Source organism: Cylindrospermopsis raciborskii Cr2010 (genome assembly GCF_003367075.2).
In the GTDB taxonomy this organism is placed as follows: Bacteria; Cyanobacteriota; Cyanobacteriia; order Cyanobacteriales; family Nostocaceae; genus Raphidiopsis; species Raphidiopsis raciborskii.
This window is the reverse complement of the sequence record NZ_CP065936.1, coordinates 323058-348443: the sequence shown is the minus strand read 5'-3', so window position 1 is coordinate 348443 and position 25386 is coordinate 323058. Positions and strand designations below refer to the sequence as shown.

Here is a 25386-nt window from a genome sequence, read left to right as displayed (position 1 = left end):
TATTTTATCAACTGTTGACCTCCGGTATTATTGGGAGGTTGATTCTTTTATGGGTGGTCTAACACACAAATAAACCAAAGGACCAAAAAGGGGAATCAAGGCAAATAACCACCATAATCGATGATTGTGCCAACCCCGTCGCGTCATGTCATCTCCCAATAGTATGGGAAATAATAGACTCAGTAGCAAAAAATCCAGGGTCATTACATGAATAAATCTATTGGTTTGCCATTGATGAACAAAATCAAACCCATCCCCTCTCCACCCATATCCTACCAAAACCAGTGCTGCTAAAGTTAATAAAATTCCTGTCCATCGAGAGTCGAAATTTTTTAAAAACCAGTTTTTATCCCCCGTAAATTCTGGGTTTTCTGCTCTTAAAGCTAAATAGGGCAAAATGGCAAAAGCACCAACGCCAAAGGATGCAAACGCAAATGGCCAAGCCACTATTTTTTGTCCCCTTCCATCAAAAAACAAGACTGCACTATACACCAAAGGCCAAATTCCCATTAAATAAAATAGGGCGATAATCACAGGATTAATACCTTGCCAATTTCCTATACACAGGTTTTTGATTAGCTCTACAGTTAAGGGAAAGTTATCAGGGGGAGCAAGGAAAAAGGCGTAGCTGACAAACCCTAGCCATATTGCCAATAACATGATTCTTCTGAACATTTTGTCACGCCTCTACACACCAATTAAAACCATAACATCAATAGCAAATCAATAGTAGTTAAATGCTTCCGAAAGATATGCTGCTGCTGCTGCTACCACTGCAATGGCATTTTCATAGTCTAACCTAGTTGGTCCCAAAACTCCTACCCTTCCAACAGGTACTGTACCCCTACGATAACTAGAAAAAATTAGGGAGCAGGTTCTCATAGGTTCTAAGGGATTTTCTGTGCCAATGCGCACTGTTACCTTGGGTTGACCAGTTTCTTCTATCTCCGGTTCGTCACATATTAATTTCCATAGTTGTTCTTGTTCTTCTTCTAGGAGATGCATTATTGTTTGTACTTGCTGCACCTGGGAAAATTCCGGTTGTCTTAATACCTCTCCCACACCCCGCACCATAATTTGGCTATTTGGTGGATTGGATGCACGCTTGAGTAATTCTGTCAAGGACTTTTTCAACAGTTCTCCATAACTTTGAAATTCCCGATCTAATTCACTCCAATTCATATTGGCTAGATCTGATAAGGTATAGTTACGCAAGCTGGTATTTAAAAAGTTAGAAAGTATTTGTAGTTCTCTGTCAATCGTTTCTGCTTCCAGTTGATTTACACCCGATTCTGGGAACAAGTCCACCACTTTGGAATGGGTTTCATATCCATCAGTGACCACAATCACCATGACTTTTCCCGTTTCCACTTGTAAAAGTTGTAAGTGTCTGATTTGGGTAGTGTTAGCTTGTGGCATGGTAATTAGGGTAATACAGCCACTTAAAGTCGCTAAAATCTGTGCCGCACCCTGTAATAAGGCTTCTAAACTCCAATCATCCCAAGGTAGTCGCTGCTGTAAGGTGGATTCCACTTCCTTGACTAAAGCTGCTGACGGTTTCATCAGCTGATTCACATATATACGATAACCTGAATCCGAGGGAATCCTACCCGCAGAAGTATGGGGTTGGTACAATAAACCCGATTTCTCTAAAACGCCCATCACACTACGAATAGTGGCAGAACTAATACCAAGGTCAAACTCTTCAATTAAAGCTTTTGAACCAACTGGCTCCGCCGTGGCAATGTAATGTCTTACCGTTGCCCATAGTATATGTTGTTGTCGATTTGTCAGCTGGACTTGCATAAAGTATATTTTGGTGAAGGCGTATTTTAAGGGGTGCAAAAGTTTGTCTCGCGACACGGACAAGGGAAAAATAAAGGGAAATTAAAAATCTATTACTTTAACAAACCTAAAGTCTAACAAGTTGCAGTACCTGTCTATATTTGTATTACTTATACTGGATCACCCATATCCAACCATTCTACAATCTTCCCATAAATTTTCTACAAAAGTTTGTGCTTGCTGATACAAAAAGCTACCTTTTAATGGGTAGCAAGATGATGAAGCACTTCCTATCTGTAAACACAGTGTTTAATATCGAGGTATGGAGTTATCGACCAAGAGAGAATAGGCATCTATCCCACCTACAATATTACTAACGTCTCTAAATCCCTGAGATAAAAGCCATTGGCACATTTGAGCAGATCTTGAACCATGGTGGCATAATACCAGGGTTTCCTTAGAAGTATCAAAACGGGTGGAAATTTCTCCTTGCCATTGATTATATTCACTCAGGGGGAGATTGACAAAACCAGAAATTTGTGCTATGGCAATCTCTTGTGGTTCTCGCACGTCTAGTAACTGTAAATTTGAACCATCCTGGATTAAACGTTGTTGTAGTTCTTGAACTCGAATTTCTTTAAAAGATTGATCAGTCATCGTAACATAATTGTTAAACTGCCAACTCAAATTATACTATATGGTGGCGACAAAAAAGCGGGAAAGTAGGTTAAAAGTGAATAATTTGAACGCGAATTATCAACGCTTATCTTTTGGTTGGATCTTGGCTGGTATTATTACTTTGCTGTTAATTGCTACTACTGGCTTATACTGGCTCCCCCATACAAGTAAGACTATTACCCCCATTTCTCACCCGGGGGCTAGTATGTTTGTTTCTCGAACATCACCTGCAATGATATCTCTACTGGTTAATCCCCAGGAGTTACAATCTTTAGACCGGGAATTTACTCAGGCGATCGCCAAATTATTGGCAAAAAATATAACTAATGATATTCAATCCTGGTTAGGTAAGGAAATTAGCTTGGTTGTTACCACTGGGGATCTAGACCGTAACCCAGATAATGGCATGCAACCGGGATATTTAATGATATTGGAAACGGAGGATCCAACTGAAAGCCGGGAGTTTATTAAATTATTATTTTCTCAAAGAGCTTTATTAGGAAAAACACTAGAAGTTGCAAAATATAATGGTACAAAGTTGGTTTATGATCTGCCCAGTGAAAACAAGTTAATATCCAGTCAATTTTCGGGGTTTGAAATCAACAGTTCTTTAGCTGGTGCGGTTGTAGGTAAATATGTTTTGTTTGCCAATGATATCAAGGTTTTAAAAGAGTCAATTAATAATGTTCAAGCTCCGAATTTGAATTTAGTCAGTTCTCCCAAATATCAAAAAGCTATTCAAGAACTGCCTAAAAATGCCCTAGCTCTGGGATATTTTAATTTACCATATTTGGCAAGATGGCAAAATTTAGAGTTTCCAGAAACATCAAGTTCTGCCAACTATGATAGTCAGCTTCTTTCCTTAGTGTTAAATCCTGATGGTTTGTTGGTAGAAACTGGATTTTTTAACCCATCCCCGGTTCCTAACCAAGCATCTAGGGCAAGGTTAAATAATGCTGTGAATTATCTTCCGGAATCTGTTGGTTTAGCAATTATTGGCGCTAATCTCCAGGAGGAGAGTAGTATAAATAAACTTTGGCAACAAGCAACAACTACTATTTACGGATCCCCAACTATAGGTACTCGTAGGTTATTACCACATTTGTGGGAAATTCAAGAACAATTAGGAATCACCTTGGCCAATGATATTTTCAGTTGGATAGATGGCGAATATGCTCTGGGGATTTTTCCTAGTTTGGAGGATAATACTCATTGGACCTTTATTGTGGAAAATTCCCCCAGTCTAATCCAGGGGATTGCTCACTTAAATACTGTAGCTGTAAAACAGGGATTTAATGTTAGTTCGTTCCCATTAAATGACCAAACAATTTTTGCATGGACAAAACTAAAATTCCTTAATAAAGTTGTAGATGCACAAATCATAGGTCTTCATACAACAGTTGATAACTATGAAATTTTTGCTTCCGATATTTTAACAATGGAAAAAATCCTCACCCATCAAGAAAATCCCCTTACCCAAAACCGCCAATTTAAGACAGCTGCTGGTCATAGATCACAAACCAACCAGGGTTATGTGTATATGGACTGGCAAAAAAGTCAAAGATTTCTCGAAAGTCAACAACCCCTAGTTCCATTGGGGGAATTGTTCGCTCAACCACTTTTTAAAAACTTGCGATCGCTCACAATTAACAATTATGGTCAGAACCCAGGGATGTGGAAAGGTGGAGTGTTTTTCCAGCTTAAAGATTAAAGACTTTGACCAATATTTTTCACCAGAGTTGGAAATCTAGTGCCCTATGATTTAAAATAAGAAAGTAGCTTTTTTGGATAATATCTCGATGCTATCTACACTGCGTGACGATTTTCGTATTATCTTTGAACGGGATCCAGCTGCTCGCAACTGGTTGGAAGTTTTATTTTGCTATCCGGGTTTACAAGCTCTCATCTTCCATAGAATAGCACATACCCTACATACCATGGGTATTCCCCTAATTCCCCGTCTCATTTCCCAGATAGCTAGATTTTTCACGGGTGTGGAAATACATCCAGGTGCGGTAATTGGTAAAGGAGTATTTATTGACCATGGTATGGGAGTGGTGATTGGAGAAACTGCCATTGTGGGTGATTATGCTCTTATATATCAGGGTGTAACCCTAGGTGGTACGGGTAAACAAAGCGGTAAACGTCACCCCACCCTGGGAGAAAACGTGGTTGTTGGTGCGGGTGCTAAGGTGTTAGGTAATCTCCAAATAGGTAGTAATGTTCGTATTGGTGCAGGTTCGGTAGTACTCAGGGATGTACCATCCAATTGTACTGTTGTTGGTATACCAGGGAGAATTATCTATCGTTCAGGGGTGCGTATTGCTCCCTTGGAACATAATAATCTACCTGATTCTGAAGCAGAAGCAATTCGAGCTTTAGTTAATCGTATTGAAATGCTAGAGGAAGAAATCAAAAATCTCAAAGACCCAATTCCATCTTTCCCTAGTTATCTGAAGAGCCCAGTTTTAGTGGGTAAACTAATAGCAGATCAAGAATCACCTAGGGAACAGAAACTCTGTCATATTCGCGATAAAGCCATACAAGAATTTTTGGATGGTGCGGGTATTTAGTTATCAAAAATTTGGGTCTAAAATGTGCAAATATGGTTGACTTCTCCTGAACCCCCGTGTCTTTAGACCGGGGAGTCAAATAACACTTAAATTATTGGGTCAACCTAACTACTAATAAGCAGAGAAATATCTATAAGTGGTAGAATAATCTTAACCGTTGTTCCCCGATTTAAACCCAAACTTTCCAAAGTAATTTTCCCCCCCATTAATTCAATCAAATTGCGGGAAATAGCTAATCCTAAACCCGTTCCCTCAAATTTGCGCGTGGTCGTACCATCTACCATCACAAAGGGACGAAATAATTTTTGCTGCTGCTGTGGATCTATACCTATACCAGTATCCACCACGGAAATAACCACATATAATTTACTATGTTGTTTGATAACTTTAGTGCTAATTGTAATACTTCCTTCTTCAGTGAATTTAGTGGCATTACCAATAACATTGATCAGCACCTGTTTGAGTTTGATTCTATCACCCTTAATAGGGATAACTTGCTCTGATATTTCACATTTTAATTGCAGTCCCTTCTTTTGCACGTTGACTGATTGTAAATTAATTACTTCTAGTAATAATTGGCGTAATTCCAACGGAATCATCACCACCGAAAGTTTACCAGCTTCTATTTTAGAAATATCTAACAAATCATTAATAATCCCTAAAAGATGAATTGCTGTATCATCAGCTTTTTTTAAAAACTCTAATTCCTCCTCCTTATCGTCACATAAACCATCTCTCACTAAACGCACACAGTTAATAATAATATTGAGGGGATTTCTCAATTCATGGGATGTGTTGGCTAAAAACTGACTTTTGACGGTGTTAGCTGATTTAGCCTCCTTCCAAGCCATTTCTAACTCTTCTGTCCATGCTTTCAGTCGTTCCACCATTTGATCCAGTGCTTGAGCTAATTGATTAAACTCCTTAATTCTAAAATTGCGCGGAATTGGTTGTACTGCATGATGACTGTGAATATTTAAAGCATAGTCCCTTAACTCCTCTACAGGATCTGCTAACAAAGGTGCCAAATACAAGGAAACCAATAAACTAGCACCTACCAAACCAACTGTTAAAGCAATAAGTATCAGTTTAATCTGATCTAATCCTAAAAGAGCATCTCTAACACTAGCAACAGCTAATATCACCCATTTTTCCTGTCTTTGTTTAGTAATGGGATTGGGAATAGCTGTATACCCAGCTACCGAGTCCTCTCCGTCGCTAAAATGAAAATTTATGGAGTTATTATTACCCTCAAGAGCATCTTTAATAACTCCTTTTAGCTGCTGCAAATCTGTATATTTATTAATATTAGTTCCTATGGTTTCTAAAGATGGATGGGCCAGAATAGTCCCGTCTTCACTAATCACTACTAAAGCACCAATGAGAGAACCTCGTTGATTTTCCATTTGTCGGTGTAGTGTAGTTTTAATAATTAAAACATAAGCCAAATTTCCCCGCTGATTATACACTGGTGCTGACAAAACTAATTCCAGTTGGTTTTCTGCAGGACGTTTACCAGTAATTCCCGATTTCAATGGTAAAACTGGTGTAATGTGAACCTGATGACTAATTCCACCAGAAAATTGACTATTAATCCATGACATACTATTTTCTATCAAAGGTTGATCGCCACAGCTACTAGCAATCACCGGATTCCTATCATCCCTATTATCAAGATGATTGAGTTGAATACAATCAATTTGATTGGGCAATAATCTCTCTATTTGCTTGATTAATTTTTCCACTTCTATAACTGACCCCGATTTTATCGCTTGAGTCTGAGTAGCTGTCAGTAAATTGGTTTCTAGGGTGGCGATCGCATCTGTAATTTTCTCTCCTTTATTAATCGCACTATCAATTAAATTTTGCCGAACATTATTTAGCAAGCTTGAACGTGCTTTATTCAGTGCGGCTATTTCCCCAATTAATAAAACCGGAACAAAGACCAGTAATATTCTGGTTACTAAAATTCGTCTAAAGGAAGATTGACGGAGTTTAACCATCGCAGGACTCACTTCCAAAAATGTATACACTATCATCGCTACGGTACAACACTTGCCATATCAGATTCAACACTGCTGCAACGCCACAAAAATTAAAAATCTATCTACCAGTTCATATAGTGCTTTCCAGTTCTGGTAATTTTCATCCGGATATTAAGTTTTTTTAACAATCGGTTGAATACTGGTTAATTAATACCGCTCAAGGTGCTATCTTTTGGCAAGGACGTTAATTATCCGTATTTTCAAGTGTGTTCCCACCTTGTAAATACTCACTTTAACTTACACTGCTTCTACTGAGAGTGTGTCAAATTTATGTCTCAACAATTGCCCGCACCCAACCAATTCGGGAAATTACCCACCGAAGCTCAATTAGAAGAAAAACTAATGCAGGATGTGTTAATACTATTATCTAGTATGTTTCAAAGGGAAGAGTCCACTATTAAACTAATCTTGAATTGTCTTTATGATATCGGTGCCAATAATCTAATTAACCAAAAGTTTCGCTACGGTACTATAAATAAGCTCTTAAAATGGATCTCGAAAACATCCAAACCCGCATTCCGGATGATTGCTTGGCAATGGTTCAAAAAAAATTGCCCCCAACTCATTGCTGACTGGTTACATACCCAAATAGAGTTTAAACCCCCCCAACCTACACCCTTACCAAGTCCTAGGGTGGAAGTAATTAAAGATATTAATTCCCTACCTCCCATGACTCAAGACCAAATTTATGAAGTTAACCATGAAGTAACACAACTCCGCTCCCAGGTCAAACTATTAAGGGGTATTTTGGTGGGTCTAGCTACCGTATTAACTGCTAGTTTTATGTGGGCTGGCTATATAATAGAACATTAACTCCATTATTACCAAGGGGATGTGGTCAAATTTTGTCTAGTTTCCAGATAGACAAGTAGGGCATTAATATCAGCAGGGTTAACTCCTCCAATGCGGGATGCTTGTCCAACCGTGAGAGGTTTAACCGTGGTGAGTTTTTCCCTAGCTTCCTTAGAAAGAGTGGTAATAGAATTATAATCCAAATTGGGGGGTAGATGGCGATTTGCTTGACGAGCGATTTGGTCGATTTGGTTTTGCTGTCTGGCTAAATACCCAGAATACTTAATATCTATTTCCGCACCTTCCTTTTCCGCTCCATGGAGATGGGGATTGCCAAGTCCGTATCTTTCCAAATCAGAATAATGGATTTCTGGACGACGCAACAGATCTGCGAGGGTGATGGAACCCTTAATAACCTGTTGAGTATGTTGAGTAATCAACCTACCAATATCCTCATGCTCCTTAATTCTGGTGGAATGGAGTCTTTCCTTTTCCCCAATAATTTGTTCTTGTTTTCTAGTAAACAAATTCCATCTTCTGTCATCAATTAAACCTATTGCTCTTCCTAGGGGGGTCATACGTTGATCCGCATTATCAGATCTTAGTAACAACCGATATTCTGAGCGACTGGTGAGCATACGATAGGGTTCTCGTAAATCCTTCGTGCACAAATCATCAATTAAAGTGCCAATATAACTTTGTTCCCGGGGAAAAATCACCATTTCTCGACCTTGGGCAAACTGAACCGCATTAATGCCCGCCACCAATCCTTGAGCAGCTGCCTCTTCATAACCCGTTGTCCCATTAATTTGTCCGGCACAAAAAAGACCTTCTATTTTTTTAGTCATTAAAGATGGGTAGCATTGAGTTGCAGGCAAGTAGTCGTACTCCACAGCGTAAGCTGGACGTAACATCACACATTTTTCCAAACCCGGAAGACTTCTCAACATGAGGATTTGCAAAGTTTCTGGTAATCCCGTGGAAAAACCCTGAATATAGAGTTCGGGTATATCTCTTCCTTCTGGTTCAATAAATATCTGATGACTTTCCTTGTCTGCGAACCGCACTATCTTATCCTCGATGCTGGGACAATAACGAGGACCTTTAGCATCCACCCAACCCCCATATACGGGAGATAGACCTAGATTTTCTTGAATGAGACGATGGGTTTCTGGAGTAGTGCGGGTCATGTAACAGGGAATTTGCTCTTTTTCTACCCATACTTGCGGGTCAAAGCTAAACCAACGGACTTCCCCATCTCCCGGTTGGATTTCCATTTTGCTGTAATCTACAGATCGCTTATCCACCCGAGCGGGAGTTCCAGTTTTCAATCTTCCAGTTTCAAAACCCAAGCGATGGAGGGTGGTAGTTAAACCCACTGCTGCAAATTCTCCTGCTCGACCAGCTTCCATGGATTTATTTCCTACCCAAATTCTCCCTCCTAAAAAGGTTCCTGTAGTTAAAATCACAGCTTTACATGCAAAAGCCACACCAAAATAGGTTTCAACCCCAATTATTTCATCGTTTTTGCCCAAAACCAAGTCGGTTACCATAGCTTCCCGAATGGTCAGGTTCTCTTGGTTTTCCACAATTCCCTTCATCACAGCTGCATATTCACGTTTATCAGTTTGAGCTCGTAGGGCCCAAACTGCTGGACCTCGAGAGGAGTTCAGGACTCGTTTTTGCAGGTAGGTACGGTCTGCCATTTTACCAATTTCCCCACCTAAAGCATCCACTTCATGGGTGAGTTGGGATTTGGCTGGACCTCCCACCGCTGGATTACATGGTTGCCAAGCGATTTTATCCAGATTCAGGGTTAACAATAGGGTAGGACAACCAAGACGAGCAGCAGCTAAAGCTGCTTCACAACCAGCATGACCTGCGCCTACTACAATTACATCATAAGCATCTTGAAATTCAATGTTATGGTGATTATTATTTTGAATAGCATTTTGAACAGTAGTTTCCATAATCATTATGGTGAAAAAATATTGGGGGATTTTTAGTTGGTGTTTTTAATTGTAATTATATACCGCACCAAAGGTGAAGAAAATGGCGTACAGTGATTTTAGTTTAACTCAATTTAGAAATAAATTTCACATCGAAATTAATGAAGATCCGGATTTATTTGCCCATGTCAACTCCGTGGAACCTAGTGATAAATTAATCAGCACTCTGGGGGAAACTATGGAAATGGCCCTAGCAATCAATACGGAAAAAGCGCGATCAGAATTCATCATCGCCCCTATTTTGTTGGAAGTACGACGCAGGGCCAATTATCAAATTAGTCTGTTTTCTGGCAGTGATTTTAATGTGGATCCTGAACAAGGTTTAACTGGCTATTGTGATTTTATTATCAGTCTCTCTCGGGAGCAATTAATTATTAATGCTCCTGTGGCAATTATTGTCGAAGCAAAAAATGAAAACATTAAAGCTGGCTTGGGTCAGTGTGCAGCTACCATGTTAGCAGCTCAGCTGTTCAATCAACAGCAACATAATGGATCACCTGAAATTAAAACTATTTATGGAGCCTTAACCACAGGGGACATTTGGAAATTTTTGCAGTTAGTAGAAAGCAAGTTATTGATTGACCTAAATAACTACTATATCAGTGATCTTAATAAAATCCTAGGTATTCTCTTGGGATTAATTGTACTATAGCACTATCGATCATCTTCCGTGGATAGATTTGTAACTTCCAATACAAAAACAACAGAGCATAAAGTGGCAAATTTAGCAATCTTTGATCCTAAAACTACTTGAGGTTATAGTCTTAATCTGTTAGTCAGTAAACCTTATCCAACTAATTATGGTTCAAGAACTGAAACGTCCACGCCAGATTGCGTCCTTTCCCGAAACTGCTCCCGCAGCCAATCCTGTGTTTTTCAGGACCTATAGCCGTCGCACCCAAACAGGATTAAGAGAATCCTGGAGCGATGTATGCGATCGCACTTTAAAAGGACTAGTAGAGTTAGGAAAACTCAACTTGGAAGAAACTGCACTGTTAGAAAAAATGCAACTACAGATGAAAGCCTTACCGAGTGGAAGATGGTTGTGGGTTGGTGGTGTGTGATTCGTTGAATCGAAACTGGTTTAATTGAACCGGGGGATGATTCGGTGGGTTCAACAACCGAATAAAAAAGTACGGTTAACCGAACCCAAATAACTGTATAACCTTATAGGTGATGTGATAGACACAGAGTCCTATCCTCCAAGCGTGGGAGTGAAAGCATTTCCCCTACCTAGGGACTGGTAATCAAAGGGTAAAGCGGGGAAAAAAGCTGGTAACACCAAACCATGAGGTGAATCCCAGCGAGCAGGAGTGCATGGATAACGAAAGTGAAGGTACATCTAAACAGTCGTCACCTAGCAAGTAGCGAAAAAAATGGTTGATACGCTGCTGTCAAAAGACAAAGAGACATTAAGGAACCCAAAAGTACCACCATTAAGGTCACGCTTTCCTGTCTCCGGCTGAGTAGTGCCATCCTAAACACTCAAATCAATGGTTATACGGAACGAAGTAATTTTATTAGCAGCTCTTTCCGGGGTCGATAGGGAAGTAGGAACCAATCCGCAAGCTCTAATAAAAAGAGATGGAATCAGAAGCAAAGGTCTACCTGTAATGGGTATGAATAAGCTGACAGATTCCCGATGATTTGGAAGATAGAGTTTCATATAGCAATGAAAATGACTAAAACACGGAAAACACCGATGGTGGTATGGGCACAGATAAACTGGCGTAAGCTAGAAAGGGCTGTGTACAAGTTGCAACAGAGAATTTATCAAGCCTCTAGTCGGGGAGATGTTAAGGTAGTGCGTAAACTGCAAAAGACTCTGCTGAATTCCTGGTCTGCCAAAATGCTTGCTATTCGCCAAGTAAGAACAGAATACCAAGCACAACAATTATTGATTAAACTGGCTCTAGAACCTGAGTGGGAGGCTAAATTTGAGTCTCATAGTTATGGATTCCGACCGGGTAAAACTTATATGGATCCTATAATGGCTATTAAAGAGGCAATGAGGTATGGTAGCAAGTATGTTATCAGTGCCAATCTTGCCCAACACTTCGAGCAAATTGACTACGAAAAGCTATTAAGTAAGATAAATACTTTCCCAAAACTCCGTAGGCAAATAAGGGTAGGAATGAAATCGGGTATATACAATCTTAACTCATGGTTATTAAATCAAGAGATAATCCATCCCGGTAGTTTACTTTCCCCGCTTTTAGTCAGTATTGCTCTCCATGGCATGGAAAAAATTGTCCGAGAATATGGCAAAACTATTCCAGGTAAAAAAGAGGAAATAACCTTGATTAGACATGGCAGCGAATTTGCACTGCTAGATTCTGAATTCGATGTAATTATCAAGGCTAAAATACTGATTGAGAAGTTTCTGAGTGATCTAGGTATACAAATCAACTTGGAGCAAACTCTCAAGGGTACAAAATCCCCTGGGTTCAATTTTCTGGACTTTAATATCCGCCAATATGAAATCAAAACCCATTCCCAACCACAAAGGTATCAAACTTTCATCCAGCCCAGTCAAGAAGCAATTAAAACCCATTATGGGGAACTAGCTCAAGAAATAGATAAATTTAAGTCTTGTCAATCCCAATTAGACTTAATTAAACGACTAAATCCCATCATTACCAGATGGAGTAACTATTATTTCCCTGTTAATAGTGCTAAAACATTCCAAAAGCTAGACCACCTAATGACCTTAAAATTAATTGCCTGGGTGAAGGCCAGACATAATCACAAATCCACCAAACAGTGGGTCGAGAAATATTTTGGCTCCAAAGACCAAGCTAATTGGGTATTTCGTGCGTTTGAAGAAAGTCAACCGGTGTACCTTACCTACCATCATGGATTTCTCAACGCTGTCAAGCAGTGTGACACCTATACCAAGACATCAACCCCAAATTGGTACTCTTAAAAGAGCCAAATCATTGAGGAGCCGTGTGATGCGAAAGTATCACGCACGGTTCTGAAGCCGAGTCATATTGGAGACAATGTGGCTTAGGGTCATACGGAATGGTTAAAAAAGTCGAAAAATTTCTCTGGAGCTTATAACTGCACTTCTACAAACCTCATAGATTGGCAAGCATTTGGTTTAATGATGGATCTGGCCATGATGGGTTGTGGTACAGGAGCAGTGATTGAACCCCAGTATATTAATCAATTACCCCCCATTCGTAATCGGTTACAGGTGACCATTCAGGGGAAAATTGGCAACACTCCAGAAAAAGACCGTCGGGAGTTTACAGAAACAGTTATAGAAGGTAATCGGGTGACTATTTATGTAGGAGATAGTCGAGAAGGTTGGGTAAATTCCTACCAAACCCTTCTAGAACTCTCTACGGATATACGCTTTACCGATGATATTCAAGTGTGTGTAAATCTTGATGATGTGCGTCGCTCCGGAGAAACCCTCAAGGGATTTGGTGGTGTTGCTAACCCAGTCAAATTATCCGGATTATATACTCGTTGTGCTTCTATTCTCAACCAAGCTGTAGGTAGAAAGTTAAATTCCGTCGAATGCTGTCTATTAATAGACGAAGCTGCCGTATCAATTGTTGCTGGTAATATTCGGAGATCGGCGGGTATGAGACAATTCATTGCAGAGGATGAAAATGGAGCAACAGCCAAAGATAATCTGTGGAAACAAGATGCTCAAGGAAACTGGAGCATAGACCCAGAAAGAGATGCTTTGCGCATGGCCAATCATACTCGAGTGTTTCATCACAAACCTACTTTAGAAGAATGCCTTGCAGCTGTTCAGAAACAGTATTATAGTGGTGAAGGAGCAATTCAATGGGCTGGTGAAACAGTAGCTAGAGCAAATATTGATTTACTCAAAACCCTTGAACTAAAAAAACAGTTTCTGAATGCTTATGCAACAGGACAGGCCAGAACATGGATAAAAGAAAATTATCCAGAGATGGAAGATTCAGAGCTGGAACATCGTTTGGGTAGATATGGTTTAAACCCCTGTGGTGAAATTATTGGTGCTGACTTCCATTGTAACTTAGCCGAAGTACATTTAAACCAAATTGATCCTGATAACTATAAGGAACAGGAGGAAGCCTTTAAAGCAGCTGCTATATCCGTAGCTGCCTTATTAAATCACAAATTTCAGGAGATCCGCTATCAACATAGTCGAGAATTGGATCCCATTGTTGGTGTTTCCTTCACGGGGTTGTTTGACTTCTTTGTTCATGCTTTTGGTGTGGAGTGGTTACATTGGTGGGAACAGGGAAGACCAGAAACCCAGGAAGGACTAATATTTAAACGGGGTGAGCAAAAATATCTCAATAAATGGCGAGAAATAGTACATCAAACCGTTTGGGAATATTGCGACAAACATGGGATTAAAAGGCCCAATCGTTGTACCACTGTTCAACCTAGCGGCACAAAATCCTTATTAACAGGTGCTTCTCCTGGTTGGCACCCTCCCAAAGCGCAACGATTTATTCGTCGGATTACTTTCCGTAAAAACGACCCAGTAGCTCTAGCTTGTTTGGATTATGGGTACAGTGTCATACCTTCCCAATCTGATAAAGACGAACAAGGTAATTTACTGGATAATCCCTTTGACCCCCGTTGTAGTGAGTGGTTAGTAGAAATCCCCGTAGCGGTTTCTTGGGCGGATTTACCAGGAGCAGACAAAATAGATGTATCCAAATTTTCTGCTTTGGCTCAGTTAGATTTTGTCATGGAGGTACAGAGGTGTTATACTACCCATAATACCTCAGCAACCTTAGAATTGAGATCTGACGAAGTTGAATGCTTAGGAACTCGCATATATGAAGCCATTCAGAAGGATGAAGGGTATATTTCAGCAGCCATACTAGGGAGATTTGATGATATTCAAACCTTTCCTCGTCTACCCTTTGAACCGATAGATCAGAAAACATATCAAATGTTATCCGCTCAGGTAAAGTTGCGACGGAGAACGGAAGATTTTTGTCAAGCTCTAAGTCGTTATGATTTAGGTGAATTAATAGAATCAGGGCCAACTGCTTGTGATTCTGACAAATGTATGTTTCCCGAACAGCTTATAGAAAAGTCGTAGGTTTTTAAAAACGGAGGTGGATGCAGCCATCATGCCATTTTGATTTCCACTATATGGCTGGAGCTAATCCATTCTCCCTGAGCATTATAACTACGAATCAGTCTTTGTCTTTCTGTATCTTTGACTAACCAACCTGCTTCGATGAAAAACTCTTTTCTCCGCTCCAGTTTTGGGGGAACGTTGCTAGACACACCATCTGGCAAAAGTATTTCCTCATTGTTTAACTTTTGATTAGATTGTTGTCTGGATGATGGTTCAAATATCAACCTGTTGTCTACTATTTTACCGAGAGAAATCATTTCTTCCCCAGCAAACAATTGCTGTTTTTCTAAATGCCCATTATCTAGTTTTTTAATTTCCAAGTAAGTTGTTTCTTTATTGGATGGTCTTAGATCTGAGTAAACCGTATGCGATATTCCTTGCCACTTACCGATTAGCTGTTCTACTGTTAGTTGGGGTCTCTCCTGTGCATCCGTAAAACTACGAAACTCCCTAATTAGCGTTAAACCACTTAGTTCACCGTCCTTATTATATAATTGCACCAAACGAGACCTGCGGTTCTCATGGACAAAACCATATTCCGCACCAAATTCAGCAAAGGGGGCCAGTTGCACGGTTCCCTTAGAAAAAGCACCTGTTTCAAAAAAAATATTCTCTTTAGCCAGGGATGTATATTCCTGTTGATAGTCTTGAATAACAGGACTATCATAATCATGACCTTGGAAACGTCGTAGTCTAAACAATACAGTTTCGTTGTTATTAGTAGCCTCTAAGTTTAAAATACTCAGAGTAGAATCCAAAATCTCCCCTTGACCAGAGATGCGAGTGAATGAGCCCCTCCACTCCCCAGCATTTTTGAGAAAATTGCGCCAATTAGTTAACATAAGCCCATTCCCCCCTTGCGAGTGACTACAGCTATAATCTATAATAAGTTTTTACATTATTACATTATGGGTGGAGAGTGTAATGTTTATCAGTGAATTATCGCCTCTGTTTCAAGAGCTAAAAGAGCATCCCGTTTCCTTTCTCAGCGGGTTTGTCTCTGGACTATTACGAATCAATCTGACTGAGGATCCGGTAAAAACCTGGCTGGATAAGCAAACTTCCTCATGTCAGTCTTGTAAAAGTGCCACTGATGACCAAAATGGAGCCAAAAATAAACCTCAACAAATTTCTATTGATTAATCAAAGTCTAGAACCCATGATGAGTAAGCATTATAGCTCACCTTCATGCAGGTGCTTAAACCATATTTTTGGGCTATTTTTGCCAAACTACTTGCCATTTTGAGTAAACCAGTGTAAAATACATAGGTGGTCGGCATGAGGAATTGGCAGACTTTAAACGGACGTGAAAGCAACAATACTACTTAGGTAGCAAGTTGTGGACAATCGTCAAGAATCCCTGATCTTCTAGGTCAGTGCTTATGTCAATATATTAATGGATGGCTGTGTTGAGTGGTGTGGCAAATCTGAGAGCGTCTAATCGGCTTCCTACTTGTCCACAAACCAACGCTAAAAAATTGCCAAGTTGCATTTTTTTACTAACCATCCCCCTTTGTTGAAAATTACGTGACTCACAATGACTATCTACATTGGAAATCTCTCTTACCGCGCAACTGAAGCAGACTTAAAAGCCGTGTTTGCAGATTATGGCGAGGTAAAAAGAGTTGTTTTACCTACTGACCGCGAAACAGGAAAGATGCGCGGGTTCGCTTTTGTTGAAATGAACGAAGATGCACAAGAAGATGCTGCCATATCAGAATTGGACGGTGCAGAATGGATGGGTCGTCAACTAAGAGTGAACAAAGCTAAACCAAAAGAGGAGAATAATAGGGAGAATAGACCAAGGAAAGGACACTCCAAAGGATAGTCAGAGGACAAACTATAAAAATCTCGGCACTCTTAACACTACCAATAGTATATAAACAATAGCAAGTTGTTGCTCCTAGATATCTCCAGAGCTTGACCGCCTTGCTTCCGTGAGGTGTCTAGGGTTTGTTCGGGGTGGGTGATGTTGATCTACCATCCATATTTTTTCGTTCTTATATTTTTGTTTGAACAGGATTAATCTGATCTAGTACTTGCCATATTTCTTGCATCATAGCATCTAACCCTGTGCGAGTGACAGCGGAAATAATAAAAACTGGGGCTAGGGATAGGTGATTTAACCTTGTAGCTAGTCCATTTAAATCCACAACTTCTTGATCCACAGCATCAACCTTGTTAAGAGCTAAAATCTGTGGTCGTTTAGCCAAGCCTCTGTCGTAGGCTTTGAGTTCTGCTTGAATAGTGTGATAGTCAGCAATAACATCTTCACTGGTACTATCTATGAGATGTAAGAGGATTCGGGTGCGTTCGATGTGACGTAAGAAGTCATGACCTAGGCCTGCACCATTGGATGCGCCCTCAATTAGACCTGGAATATCAGCAAATACCGTACCATCACCCGTGGGTTTTTTCACCACACCCAAATTAGGAATTAGGGTAGTAAAAGGATAATCAGCGATTTTGGGACGTGCAGCAGACAGGGAAGAGATTAAAGTTGACTTACCAGCATTGGGTAAACCGATAATACCGACTTCTGCTAACAGTTTTAACTCCAAGCGCAAAACCTTTTTTTCTCCTTCCAGACCGGGGAGTGAGTATTCTGGAGCGCGGTTGCGGTTACTGAGAAAGTGCTGATTTCCCAGTCCACCCTTACCTCCTTCTGCTGCGCGAAACCGTTGTTGTGGTTCCACTAAATCACATAATAAACCATCCGTTGTTCCATCATAAATAGCAGTACCGCAGGGAACTTCCACAATTAAATCTTTGCCACCAGCACCCGTACAATTATTGGGACCACCACGATCGCCATTTTCCGCTTTAAATAAGTGTTTGTATCTAAAGTCCAATAGAGTTTGGAGATTGGGATCTGCCACAAAAATTACCGAACCGCCCTTCCCTCCGTTTCCACCGGAAGGACCACCTGCTGGGACATATTTTTCCCTGCGGAAAGCCACAATACCATCACCACCTTTACCTGCTTCTACCTCAATAATTGCTTGGTCTATAAATTGCATACTAGTAATTACTTGGACATTTTGGACATTATTTGCCATGGAAAACCATTATAGCCATCTCTAGATGTATTTGGAAATATCCTCCTGACAATCATCTGCAAGATAGGACAAAGCGCGGAAACGTAACCCAACTAATTGCGATCGCCACCTGCTGTTCGCAGGAAGTTTTCCGCCTGCGATTTGTTCTGTGGTATAGGGAGTAGCACTCATAAAAACTCACGCCCAAAAATTTTTTAAGTAGGTCATTCCTATTATGACTGTTTCTGGATAGATGGGGAATTATTCGTGGAGATTATTTTGCGGTTTACTTCTTGTGGTGGTAAGTTTTTAAAAACCATCGGGTGTGGAGGTGAGACTTGCTAATTGAACTGTTAAGATATATGATGTGAATTGTTAACAGTAAATTTTTTGAGAAGTATATATGTTTTTTTTTGGAATTGAACATGAAGTAGCTTTTATCAACCACCAGGGAAAGTTCGCCGATTTTAACTGCACAAATTTTCAAGACTTTCAACAAATAGTTGATGCTTTGCCCATTTATCCCCATGATTATCTGGAGTTAAGAGTTGGGGATGCGGGAATTAAAAAGAAAAGATGGTATATTGAGGGATTTGAAAGATTTGATGCGGGGGGAGCATTACTGGATTGTTCCCCCAAGGGAATTGAAATTAGAACTACCATACATCCAACTATTCAAGGTGCCATTGATGAATTAACTACCAGTTTTTCTTTGTTGAGCCAAGTGGCTAATAATCGGGGGTTTGTTCCCATTTTAGCCAGCTTTAATCCCTATACCTGTAAATTTGAACCACAACCACCATTAAATGATTTTGAACTCCAACAATTACAGGTGTATCCTGATGAACAAACTGCCTATATCTATATGGTTTCTTATGGACCAGATTTAAATATTTCCCTGGCAGATTTACCAATGGAAAAGGTAATTGATATCGGTCAAAAATTGACCTACTACAGTCCTTTTATTGTTCCTTTTACCTATAGTTCACCATTTTATCATGGTACTCTCTGGGATGGACTTTCGGTGAGAACCTTTATCAGAACGGGAAAAAGATCTGCTACCCTAGTATTTGTAGAGAACCAACAACAGCTGATTACAAGTACGCCTTCACTAACTAAGATAGCTCGGATTCCAGCTGAAATTGGCAGAATAGAGTTTAAAGCCTGTGATAGTTGTGATGATTTTGCTATTTATGCAGGTCTATTGGCATTATTAAAGGGTTTGATACTAGATACCACTTTATTAGACAGGGCTATTATACCCGATGCCAAGCTGCATCAAATTTCTGCTAAAGAAGGATTTAACCATGAGGATATTTTTAACATGGCTAATAAACTTCTAACAGCTGCTGAGGAGGCTTTGATTAATGATTCAGATGTTAAGTTTTTAGATACATTAAAACAAATTTTACTGAGTCGCAAAACCAAGTCCCATCAACTAATTGAATTGTGGAAAAGTATGGGTTCAATTGAGGAAACACTTAAAAAGACATACCATTCCCTATTAACATAAAAGAGGATTAAGTTATCAAAAAGTTGGGGTTTACGAAAAATCATGTATGTCACCTTACAAGTAAATGGAGAAAGTCGCACCGTTCCACCAGCAACTTGTTTACCAGAATTACTGCGAAAACTGGGTTTTAACCCTCGATTGGTAGCTGTGGAATACAATGGTGAAATTTTACACCATCAATTTTGGTCAGAAACCCAAATCCAGGATGGTGACCACCTGGAAATTGTTACCATTGTGGGTGGAGGCTAAATGGATATTGTTTAACAACAGTCACGGACTCTCTCCAGGATGTGGTAAAAAAAATGAAAAGTTTTGTAAACTAAGATTAATAATCTTTATATTTATGATGGAACCTCCGTGCAAGAAGATTTTCGGTTGATTGTGGATTTGGTTTCAGTGTTTGCTGTCGCTGCTTGTGGTGGAATGTTAGCAGCTTTGCTGAAACAACCTGTCCTCCTGGGATATCTGGTGGGAGGAATGATTGTTGGACCCACCGGATTGGGTTTAATCAGGGAGGTAGTGCAAGTAGAAACTCTTGCACAATTTGGTGTAGCTTTTTTATTGTTTGCCTTGGGGGTAGAATTTTCCTTTAGTCAGCTGAAAAAGGTAAGGGCTATAGCGTTGGGCGGTGGGGGATTACAAATTATTCTCACTATTATTACTACTGTGATTGTTTGTGGTATTACCGGTGCTTGGGAAACTTTACCTGCTAAGGGCGTATTTTTAGGTTCTATTCTTTCTCTCTCATCTACAGCAGTTGTTCTCAAATGTTTGATGGAGCGCAATGAAACAGAGACAACCCATGCTCAGGTGATGCTAGGTATTTTGGTGATTCAGGACCTAGCTCTAGGTTTAATGCTGGCAATTTTGCCCGCTCTCCATCAACCAGGAGAATCTATAGGTTTAGCACTCTTCAATGCCATCGCGCGCATTGCTTTATTTGCAGCGGGCGCTGTAGTTGTTGGTATTTGGATAATGCCACGTATATTGCGTCTTTTAGCACGCACGGAAAGTCGAGAGTTGTTCCTATTGGGTGTGGTGACCTTATGTTTATCTATTGCCATCCTAACCGAATATTTGGGTCTTTCCATTGAAATGGGAGCTTTTGTCGCGGGGTTAATGATTTCTGAGGTGGAATATGCGGACGAAACATTGACGATTGTTGAACCGCTACGAGATGTTTTTGCCAGTTTGTTTTTTGCTTCTATCGGGATGTTAATTGATCCGGTGTTTTTATGGCAAAATCTGGATTTGATTCTGGGTTTAGTTGCTCTGGTGTTCCTAGGGAAGTTTTTAATTATTACCCCCTTGGTTAAATTATTTCGCTACCCACTTAAAACAGCTTTGATTGCCGGATTAGGATTGGCTCAAATCGGTGAGTTTTCTTTTGTACTTGCTAGTGAGGGTCAGGTGTTAGGGTTGGTTTCCCGTCATGTGTATTTGTTGATTGTGGGGACAACAGCTGTTACTTTAATGTTGACTCCCTTCGTGCTGAGAGTCATACCATTTTTATTTAATTTAGTAGAGTTTATACCTTGGTTAAAACCCTATCTAGTGGATGAAAGAGCAGAGGATTTTACAGAAGACCTACCCACCAAAGATCATGTGGTAATTTGTGGTTATGGTCGCATCGGTCAAAATTTGGTGCGGTTGCTAGAACCCTACCAGTTACCTGTGGTAGTGATTGAACAGTCAGAAAGTCGAATTCAGCAGTTACGGGAATCGGGAATACCTTATGTATATGGTAATGCAGTTAGTTTTCACGTGTTAGAAACCGCTGGAGTAAACTATGCCAAAGCAATGGCGATCGCACTTCCTGACCCTACAAGCATTCGTCTATGTTTAAAAAGGGCTTTGGAGTTATCACCGGAATTAGATTTAGTGGTGCGTGCTACTCAGGATAAGAATATTGAGGTACTTTATCAGTTGGGTGCGAAGGAAGTAGTGCAACCAGAATTTGAAGCTAGTTTGGAAATGGCCTCCCACTTACTAATGGATGTGGGACTAGGGAAAGAGCTAATAGAGCAAAAAATGCAGCAAATACGTCAAGATCATTATTTGGATTTACGACCAGAATGGTCTGCTGCTCAAGTTTCCCAGCACCTACAGAAAGTCACCCAGGATTTAAACCGTCGTTGGTATGACCTACCTGTTAATTCTCCTTTAATTGGGATGACCTTAGAGGAATTGGATATGCGTCGTCTCATTGGAGTTAGTTTAATGGCTATTCGTCGTGCTGATGGCACAGAAATAGATTATCCCCATAATGGTACACGACTAGAATCAGGCGATCGCCTATTGGTGGTGGGTGCAGATGAGGAACTAACAGCTTTAGTAGATTTTGCCCAGGGTAGTATTGCAGTTCCAGGGGGAGCAAGTGCTTGTCAGTGGGTAACAGTTCAGGTTAATTCTCCCATTTTGGGTAATAATTTGGCGGATTTGATTTATAAAGATTATGGAATAAAAGTGCAAGCAATCCGTCGGGATGGTAAGTTAAGTGGTAATCCCACCAATGTGGATCTGAAAGTTGGAGATCAGGTTTTACTATGTGGTAACTTGCCTCAACACTACCCAGAGCAGATGGAAAAGTTACTTGACAAACCGTTTGTTATACAAGCCCTATCTGATGTTCATGAATAAATTTGAATATTAAGTGAATATCTATTATGTTGGTGGATTGCTATCATGGGACACCTTTAAATAGACAATAGCCAGTCTATTAATTGTAATATGGTCATCTTGAGAATCCACCACACATATACAGTTAACATCTTGCCAAAAAATCCTAGCAGTGATAGTATCACCAGTAGTCAATTTAAACTGCACAGTAGTTTTCTGCTTGATCCAGTTTTGTATTTGTCGAATACTGGGTAAAGTGGTGTCAAATTCTATGGGTGGCATTTTTGGGACAGAAGAAATAAGGTTTAGGTTGACTAGCAATTTAGATTTGATCATCGAAAATGACCATAGAATTTACAAAGTATCACGGTTTGGGCAATGATTTTATTCTGATTGACAACCGTTGTGACCTAACTCCCCTAATTACCCCCGAAATGGCCATAAGGATGTGCGATCGCCATTTTGGCATTGGTGCTGACGGTGTTATTTTTGCCCTTCCCGGTCAAAAGGGAACAGACTACACCATGAGAATTTTCAATTCCGATGGTTCGGAACCAGAAATGTGTGGTAACGGTATTCGCTGTTTAGCTGCTTTTTTAACCGAATTGGAAGGAATTTCCCGCAGTAAGGACTACTATTTAATTCACACCCTAGCTGGTGTAATTAGACCCCAACTGACGGATGATGGTCAAGTGAGGGTAGATATGGGTTCACCTCGTTTACTTGCTCAGGAGATTCCCACAACCCTAGCACCTGGTAACAGCAAGGTAATTAACCTCCCCCTAGAAATTGGGAACCAAACTTGGCATATTACCTGTGTAAGCATGGGGAATCCTCATTGTATTACCTTTGTGGAGGATGTAGCGAGTATTCCCTTAGAAATTATTGGTCCTGAATTTGAACATCATCCAGTTTTTCCTCAACGTACCAACACAGAGTTCATTCAGGTTGTTAATCCTCATCACTTAAAAATGCGAGTGTGGGAAAGAGGAGCAGGTATTACCCTAGCGTGTGGTACAGGTGCTTGTGCTTCCCTAGTTGCTGGAGTTTTGAATAATTTATGCGATCGCATGGCGATTATAGAACTACCGGGGGGGAACTTAGAAATTGAATGGTCAGAAACCGATCAAAGGATTTATATGACCGGTCCAGCGGAGCGGGTATTTACCGGTAAAATGTAAGGGATCTGGGTGGAATCATCTCTTGGTGGTAAAGACAGTGGTAAACATCATCACCATCCCACCCAGCAAAATGAGGACTGCTAGTCCTCCAGTAATTAAATCTAAAGTATTAGTGTTATCCATAATTTATGCTTTTTTATCCTTGATAGCTAGATTAGAATGCCAAGGATAGAATCTTAGCATTTTCCCAAGTTCCATGGGGTGATAACTAAAGATACATTTTAGTTTTTAAAAAATACATTGTTGATTACAACCGAAAAAAGAATTTAACCAGAAAATAGTAGAAGAGAAAAAATATTATTAATCATAGAAGACGAATCATGGTAGCGATATCAGAGACACCACGTTTGACCATCCAAACTGTAGAAATTGCTCCCAATACCATTGCGATTCGTTCTCTAGATTGGGATCGTGATCGCTTTGATATTGAGTTTAGTTTACAAAATGGCACGACCTATAATTCCTATTTAATACAGGGTGAAGAGACCATTCTGATTGATACATCCCATCAGAAATTTCGTCAATTGTATTTAGAGACCCTAAATAACCTAGTTGACCCTCAGACCATTGATTATATCATTGTTAGTCATACTGAACCCGACCATAGTGGATTAATAGAAGACGTGCTGAGATTAGCACCTAGAGCTACAGTATTAGCATCCAGAGTTGCCATTCAATTTTTAGAAGGTTTGGTACATAGTCCCTTTTCTAAAAGAATAGTTAAAAGTGGCGATCGCGTGAATATTGGCAAGGGACATGAAATAGAATTTGTCAGCGCTCCCAACTTACATTGGCCAGACACAATTTTTAGCTTTGATCGCAAAACCCAGATTCTTTACACCTGTGATGCTTTTGGGATGCACTTTTGTGATCATCGCACTTTCGACGAAGATTTAGAAGCGATTGAGGCGGATTTTAGATTTTATTATGATTGCCTAATGGGTCCAAATTCCCGTTCTTTATTAAATGCTATGAAGAGAATGGGTGAACTAGGTAAAATTAAAATTATTGCTAGTGGACATGGACCCTTACTCTATCATCATCTGGAAACCCTAACCGAACATTATCAAAATTGGAGTCAAAAACAAACCAAGACAGAGAACACTGTAGGTTTATTTTATGTTTCTGGTTATGGATATAGTGATCAGTTAGCTCATGCAATTGGTGATGGTTTACAAAAAACAGGTGTGGGGGTAGAAATCATTGATTTGCATAGAGACAACCTTGCAGAAATTCAAGAACTAGCCACTAGAGCATCGGGTTTAATTGTAGGAATGCCACCGAGTTCTTCAACGGTTGCTCAAGCAGGTATTAGTTGCATTTTAGCTGGAGTCAAAAGTCATCAGTTCCTAGGTTTATTTGAGTCTTTTGGCAGTGATGACCAACCGATAGATATCTTAGGAAGAAAGTTTATTGATTTAGGAATTAAAGAGGGATTTACTGCCATTCGCATGAGAGAAATTCCTAGCGAATCCACCTATAAAATGTGTACTAGAGCAGGTACAAATTTAGGGAAATTGATCCTAGAGAAAACCAATAATAACCAGACGAAATCTCTGGATGTGAACATGGAAAAAGCCCTAGGGAGAATTAGTAGTGGACTATATATTATAACTGCTAAAAAAGGTGAAATTAGCGATGGCATGATGGCTTCTTGGGTAGCACAAGCTAGTTTTCAACCCTTGGGATTTACCATAGCAGTTGCCCATGATCGACCTATTAATAATCTATTACAACCAGGCGATCGCTTTATTCTTAACGTCTTAGCAGAAGGAAACTATCAAGAGTTGAAAAAACACTTTCTCAAACGATTACTACCAGGTATGGATAGATTTGCAGGAGTGAAATTTCAACCTGGTAAAAATGGTTCACCAATTTTAAATGACGCCCTAGCATATATGGAATGTGAAGTCATCAGCAGGATGGAATGTAGTGACCATAGGATCTTATATTGCACTGTTGAAGATGGCAAAGTTTCCCAGACTAATGGTTTAACAGCAGTGCGTCACCGTAAAGTAGGAAACTATTATTAAGATATATGGGGTT

At 39.9% G+C, this 25386-nt stretch carries 23 protein-coding genes and 2 pseudogenes; 15 read left to right on the top strand and 10 right to left on the bottom strand.

The window, feature by feature from the left end:
- Positions 1-27: 27 nt before the first annotated feature.
- From C6N34_RS01515 to C6N34_RS01505, 3 genes are all read right to left on the bottom strand, one after another.
- Positions 28-675: a hypothetical protein gene (locus tag C6N34_RS01515; protein WP_057177730.1), complete on the bottom strand. Its 648-nt coding sequence runs from the start codon at positions 673-675 to the stop codon at positions 28-30.
- Positions 676-723: 48 nt separating this feature from the next.
- Positions 724-1806 (bottom strand): heat-inducible transcriptional repressor HrcA, encoded by a 1083-nt coding sequence (gene hrcA / locus C6N34_RS01510; RefSeq protein ID WP_006275686.1) that lies wholly within the window; start codon positions 1804-1806, stop codon positions 724-726.
- A gap of 288 nt (positions 1807-2094) precedes the next feature.
- On the bottom strand, positions 2095-2442 hold the full coding sequence (locus C6N34_RS01505; RefSeq protein ID WP_115538856.1) for a rhodanese-like domain-containing protein: 348 nt from the start codon (positions 2440-2442) through the stop codon (positions 2095-2097).
- Between the two features lie 76 nt (positions 2443-2518).
- On the opposite strand from C6N34_RS01505, the gene C6N34_RS01500 reads away from it, so the two are divergent.
- Together C6N34_RS01500 and cysE are read left to right on the top strand one after the other, a co-directional pair.
- A complete protein-coding gene (locus C6N34_RS01500; protein WP_236107283.1) occupies positions 2519-4174 on the top strand; it encodes a DUF3352 domain-containing protein in 1656 nt (551 codons plus the stop codon).
- 88 nt (positions 4175-4262) lie between these two features.
- Positions 4263-5036 (top strand): serine O-acetyltransferase, encoded by a 774-nt coding sequence (cysE, locus tag C6N34_RS01495; RefSeq protein WP_006275683.1) that lies wholly within the window; start codon positions 4263-4265, stop codon positions 5034-5036.
- Positions 5037-5140: 104 nt separating this feature from the next.
- Here the strand turns inward: cysE and C6N34_RS01490 are convergent, their stop codons facing one another.
- On the bottom strand, positions 5141-7039 hold the full coding sequence (locus tag C6N34_RS01490; protein WP_057177732.1) for a sensor histidine kinase: 1899 nt from the start codon (positions 7037-7039) through the stop codon (positions 5141-5143).
- A 312-nt stretch (positions 7040-7351) separates the two neighbouring features.
- On the opposite strand from C6N34_RS01490, the gene C6N34_RS01485 reads away from it, so the two are divergent.
- Positions 7352-7894 (top strand): hypothetical protein, encoded by a 543-nt coding sequence (locus tag C6N34_RS01485; RefSeq protein WP_006275681.1) that lies wholly within the window; start codon positions 7352-7354, stop codon positions 7892-7894.
- Positions 7895-7902: 8 nt separating this feature from the next.
- Here the strand turns inward: C6N34_RS01485 and mnmG are convergent, their stop codons facing one another.
- Positions 7903-9843 carry a tRNA uridine-5-carboxymethylaminomethyl(34) synthesis enzyme MnmG gene (gene mnmG, locus C6N34_RS01480; protein ID WP_115538908.1) on the bottom strand — a complete coding sequence of 647 codons (1941 nt, stop codon included), beginning with the start codon at positions 9841-9843 and terminating at the stop codon, positions 7903-7905.
- 82 nt (positions 9844-9925) lie between these two features.
- Between mnmG and C6N34_RS01475 the strand changes: the two genes are divergently transcribed.
- The 5 genes and pseudogenes from C6N34_RS01475 to nrdJ form a co-directional block, all read left to right on the top strand.
- Entirely contained in the window at positions 9926-10534 is a 609-nt protein-coding gene (locus C6N34_RS01475; protein ID WP_115538857.1) for a hypothetical protein, read from the top strand.
- Positions 10535-10682: 148 nt separating this feature from the next.
- Positions 10683-10946, top strand: coding sequence for a hypothetical protein (locus C6N34_RS01470; RefSeq protein ID WP_006275679.1), 264 nt, complete (start codon positions 10683-10685; stop codon positions 10944-10946).
- Between the two features lie 429 nt (positions 10947-11375).
- Positions 11376-11528, top strand: a complete 153-nt coding sequence (locus tag C6N34_RS01465) for a hypothetical protein (RefSeq protein WP_161489553.1) — start codon at positions 11376-11378, stop codon at positions 11526-11528.
- 32 nt (positions 11529-11560) lie between these two features.
- Positions 11561-12808 (top strand): reverse transcriptase N-terminal domain-containing protein, encoded by a 1248-nt coding sequence (locus tag C6N34_RS01460; RefSeq protein ID WP_236107281.1) that lies wholly within the window; start codon positions 11561-11563, stop codon positions 12806-12808.
- A gap of 108 nt (positions 12809-12916) precedes the next feature.
- Positions 12917-14947, top strand: a pseudogene (gene nrdJ, locus C6N34_RS01455) (ribonucleoside-triphosphate reductase, adenosylcobalamin-dependent); the annotation flags it as partial.
- Between the two features lie 29 nt (positions 14948-14976).
- Here the strand turns inward: nrdJ and C6N34_RS01450 are convergent.
- Positions 14977-15831 (bottom strand): DUF3598 family protein, encoded by an 855-nt coding sequence (locus C6N34_RS01450; protein ID WP_057177735.1) that lies wholly within the window; start codon positions 15829-15831, stop codon positions 14977-14979.
- An 82-nt stretch (positions 15832-15913) separates the two neighbouring features.
- Here C6N34_RS01450 and C6N34_RS01445 point away from each other — a divergent pair, with 82 nt between their 5' ends.
- A complete protein-coding gene (locus tag C6N34_RS01445) occupies positions 15914-16132 on the top strand; it encodes a hypothetical protein (RefSeq protein ID WP_006275674.1) in 219 nt (72 codons plus the stop codon).
- Here the strand turns inward: C6N34_RS01445 and C6N34_RS01440 are convergent.
- Positions 16129-16269: a hypothetical protein gene (locus C6N34_RS01440; protein ID WP_161808582.1), complete on the bottom strand. Its 141-nt coding sequence runs from the start codon at positions 16267-16269 to the stop codon at positions 16129-16131. The two genes, C6N34_RS01445 and C6N34_RS01440, sit on opposite strands and share 4 nt — an antisense overlap.
- 257 nt (positions 16270-16526) lie before the next feature.
- Between C6N34_RS01440 and C6N34_RS01435 the strand changes: the two genes are divergently transcribed.
- Complete coding sequence (locus C6N34_RS01435; protein WP_006275673.1) at positions 16527-16817, top strand: RNA recognition motif domain-containing protein; 291 nt, start codon at positions 16527-16529, stop codon at positions 16815-16817.
- A gap of 172 nt (positions 16818-16989) precedes the next feature.
- On the opposite strand, the gene obgE is transcribed toward C6N34_RS01435, so the two are convergent.
- Together obgE and C6N34_RS01425 are read right to left on the bottom strand one after the other, a co-directional pair.
- Entirely contained in the window at positions 16990-18009 is a 1020-nt protein-coding gene (gene obgE, locus C6N34_RS01430) for a GTPase ObgE (protein ID WP_040007883.1), read from the bottom strand.
- A 60-nt stretch (positions 18010-18069) separates the two neighbouring features.
- Positions 18070-18147: pseudogene (locus C6N34_RS01425) on the bottom strand (Mo-dependent nitrogenase C-terminal domain-containing protein); the annotation flags it as partial.
- Between the two features lie 283 nt (positions 18148-18430).
- Between C6N34_RS01425 and C6N34_RS01420 the strand changes: the two are divergent.
- From C6N34_RS01420 to C6N34_RS01410, 3 genes are all read left to right on the top strand, one after another.
- A complete protein-coding gene (locus tag C6N34_RS01420; RefSeq protein WP_057177736.1) occupies positions 18431-19540 on the top strand; it encodes a hypothetical protein in 1110 nt (369 codons plus the stop codon).
- Between the two features lie 42 nt (positions 19541-19582).
- A complete protein-coding gene (gene thiS, locus C6N34_RS01415; protein ID WP_006275670.1) occupies positions 19583-19789 on the top strand; it encodes a sulfur carrier protein ThiS in 207 nt (68 codons plus the stop codon).
- 108 nt (positions 19790-19897) lie between these two features.
- Positions 19898-22180 carry a cation:proton antiporter domain-containing protein gene (locus C6N34_RS01410; protein ID WP_115538858.1) on the top strand — a complete coding sequence of 761 codons (2283 nt, stop codon included), beginning with the start codon at positions 19898-19900 and terminating at the stop codon, positions 22178-22180.
- A gap of 24 nt (positions 22181-22204) precedes the next feature.
- Here C6N34_RS01410 and C6N34_RS01405 read toward each other — a convergent pair whose 3' ends face one another.
- Positions 22205-22441, bottom strand: coding sequence for an Hfq-related RNA-binding protein (locus tag C6N34_RS01405; RefSeq protein ID WP_040007880.1), 237 nt, complete (start codon positions 22439-22441; stop codon positions 22205-22207).
- Between the two features lie 59 nt (positions 22442-22500).
- On the opposite strand from C6N34_RS01405, the gene dapF reads away from it, so the two are divergent.
- Together dapF and C6N34_RS01395 are read left to right on the top strand one after the other, a co-directional pair.
- On the top strand, positions 22501-23340 hold the full coding sequence (gene dapF / locus C6N34_RS01400) for a diaminopimelate epimerase (RefSeq protein ID WP_057177738.1): 840 nt from the start codon (positions 22501-22503) through the stop codon (positions 23338-23340).
- A gap of 320 nt (positions 23341-23660) precedes the next feature.
- On the top strand, positions 23661-25373 hold the full coding sequence (locus C6N34_RS01395) for a diflavin flavoprotein (protein WP_057177739.1): 1713 nt from the start codon (positions 23661-23663) through the stop codon (positions 25371-25373).
- Positions 25374-25386 lie beyond the last annotated feature (13 nt).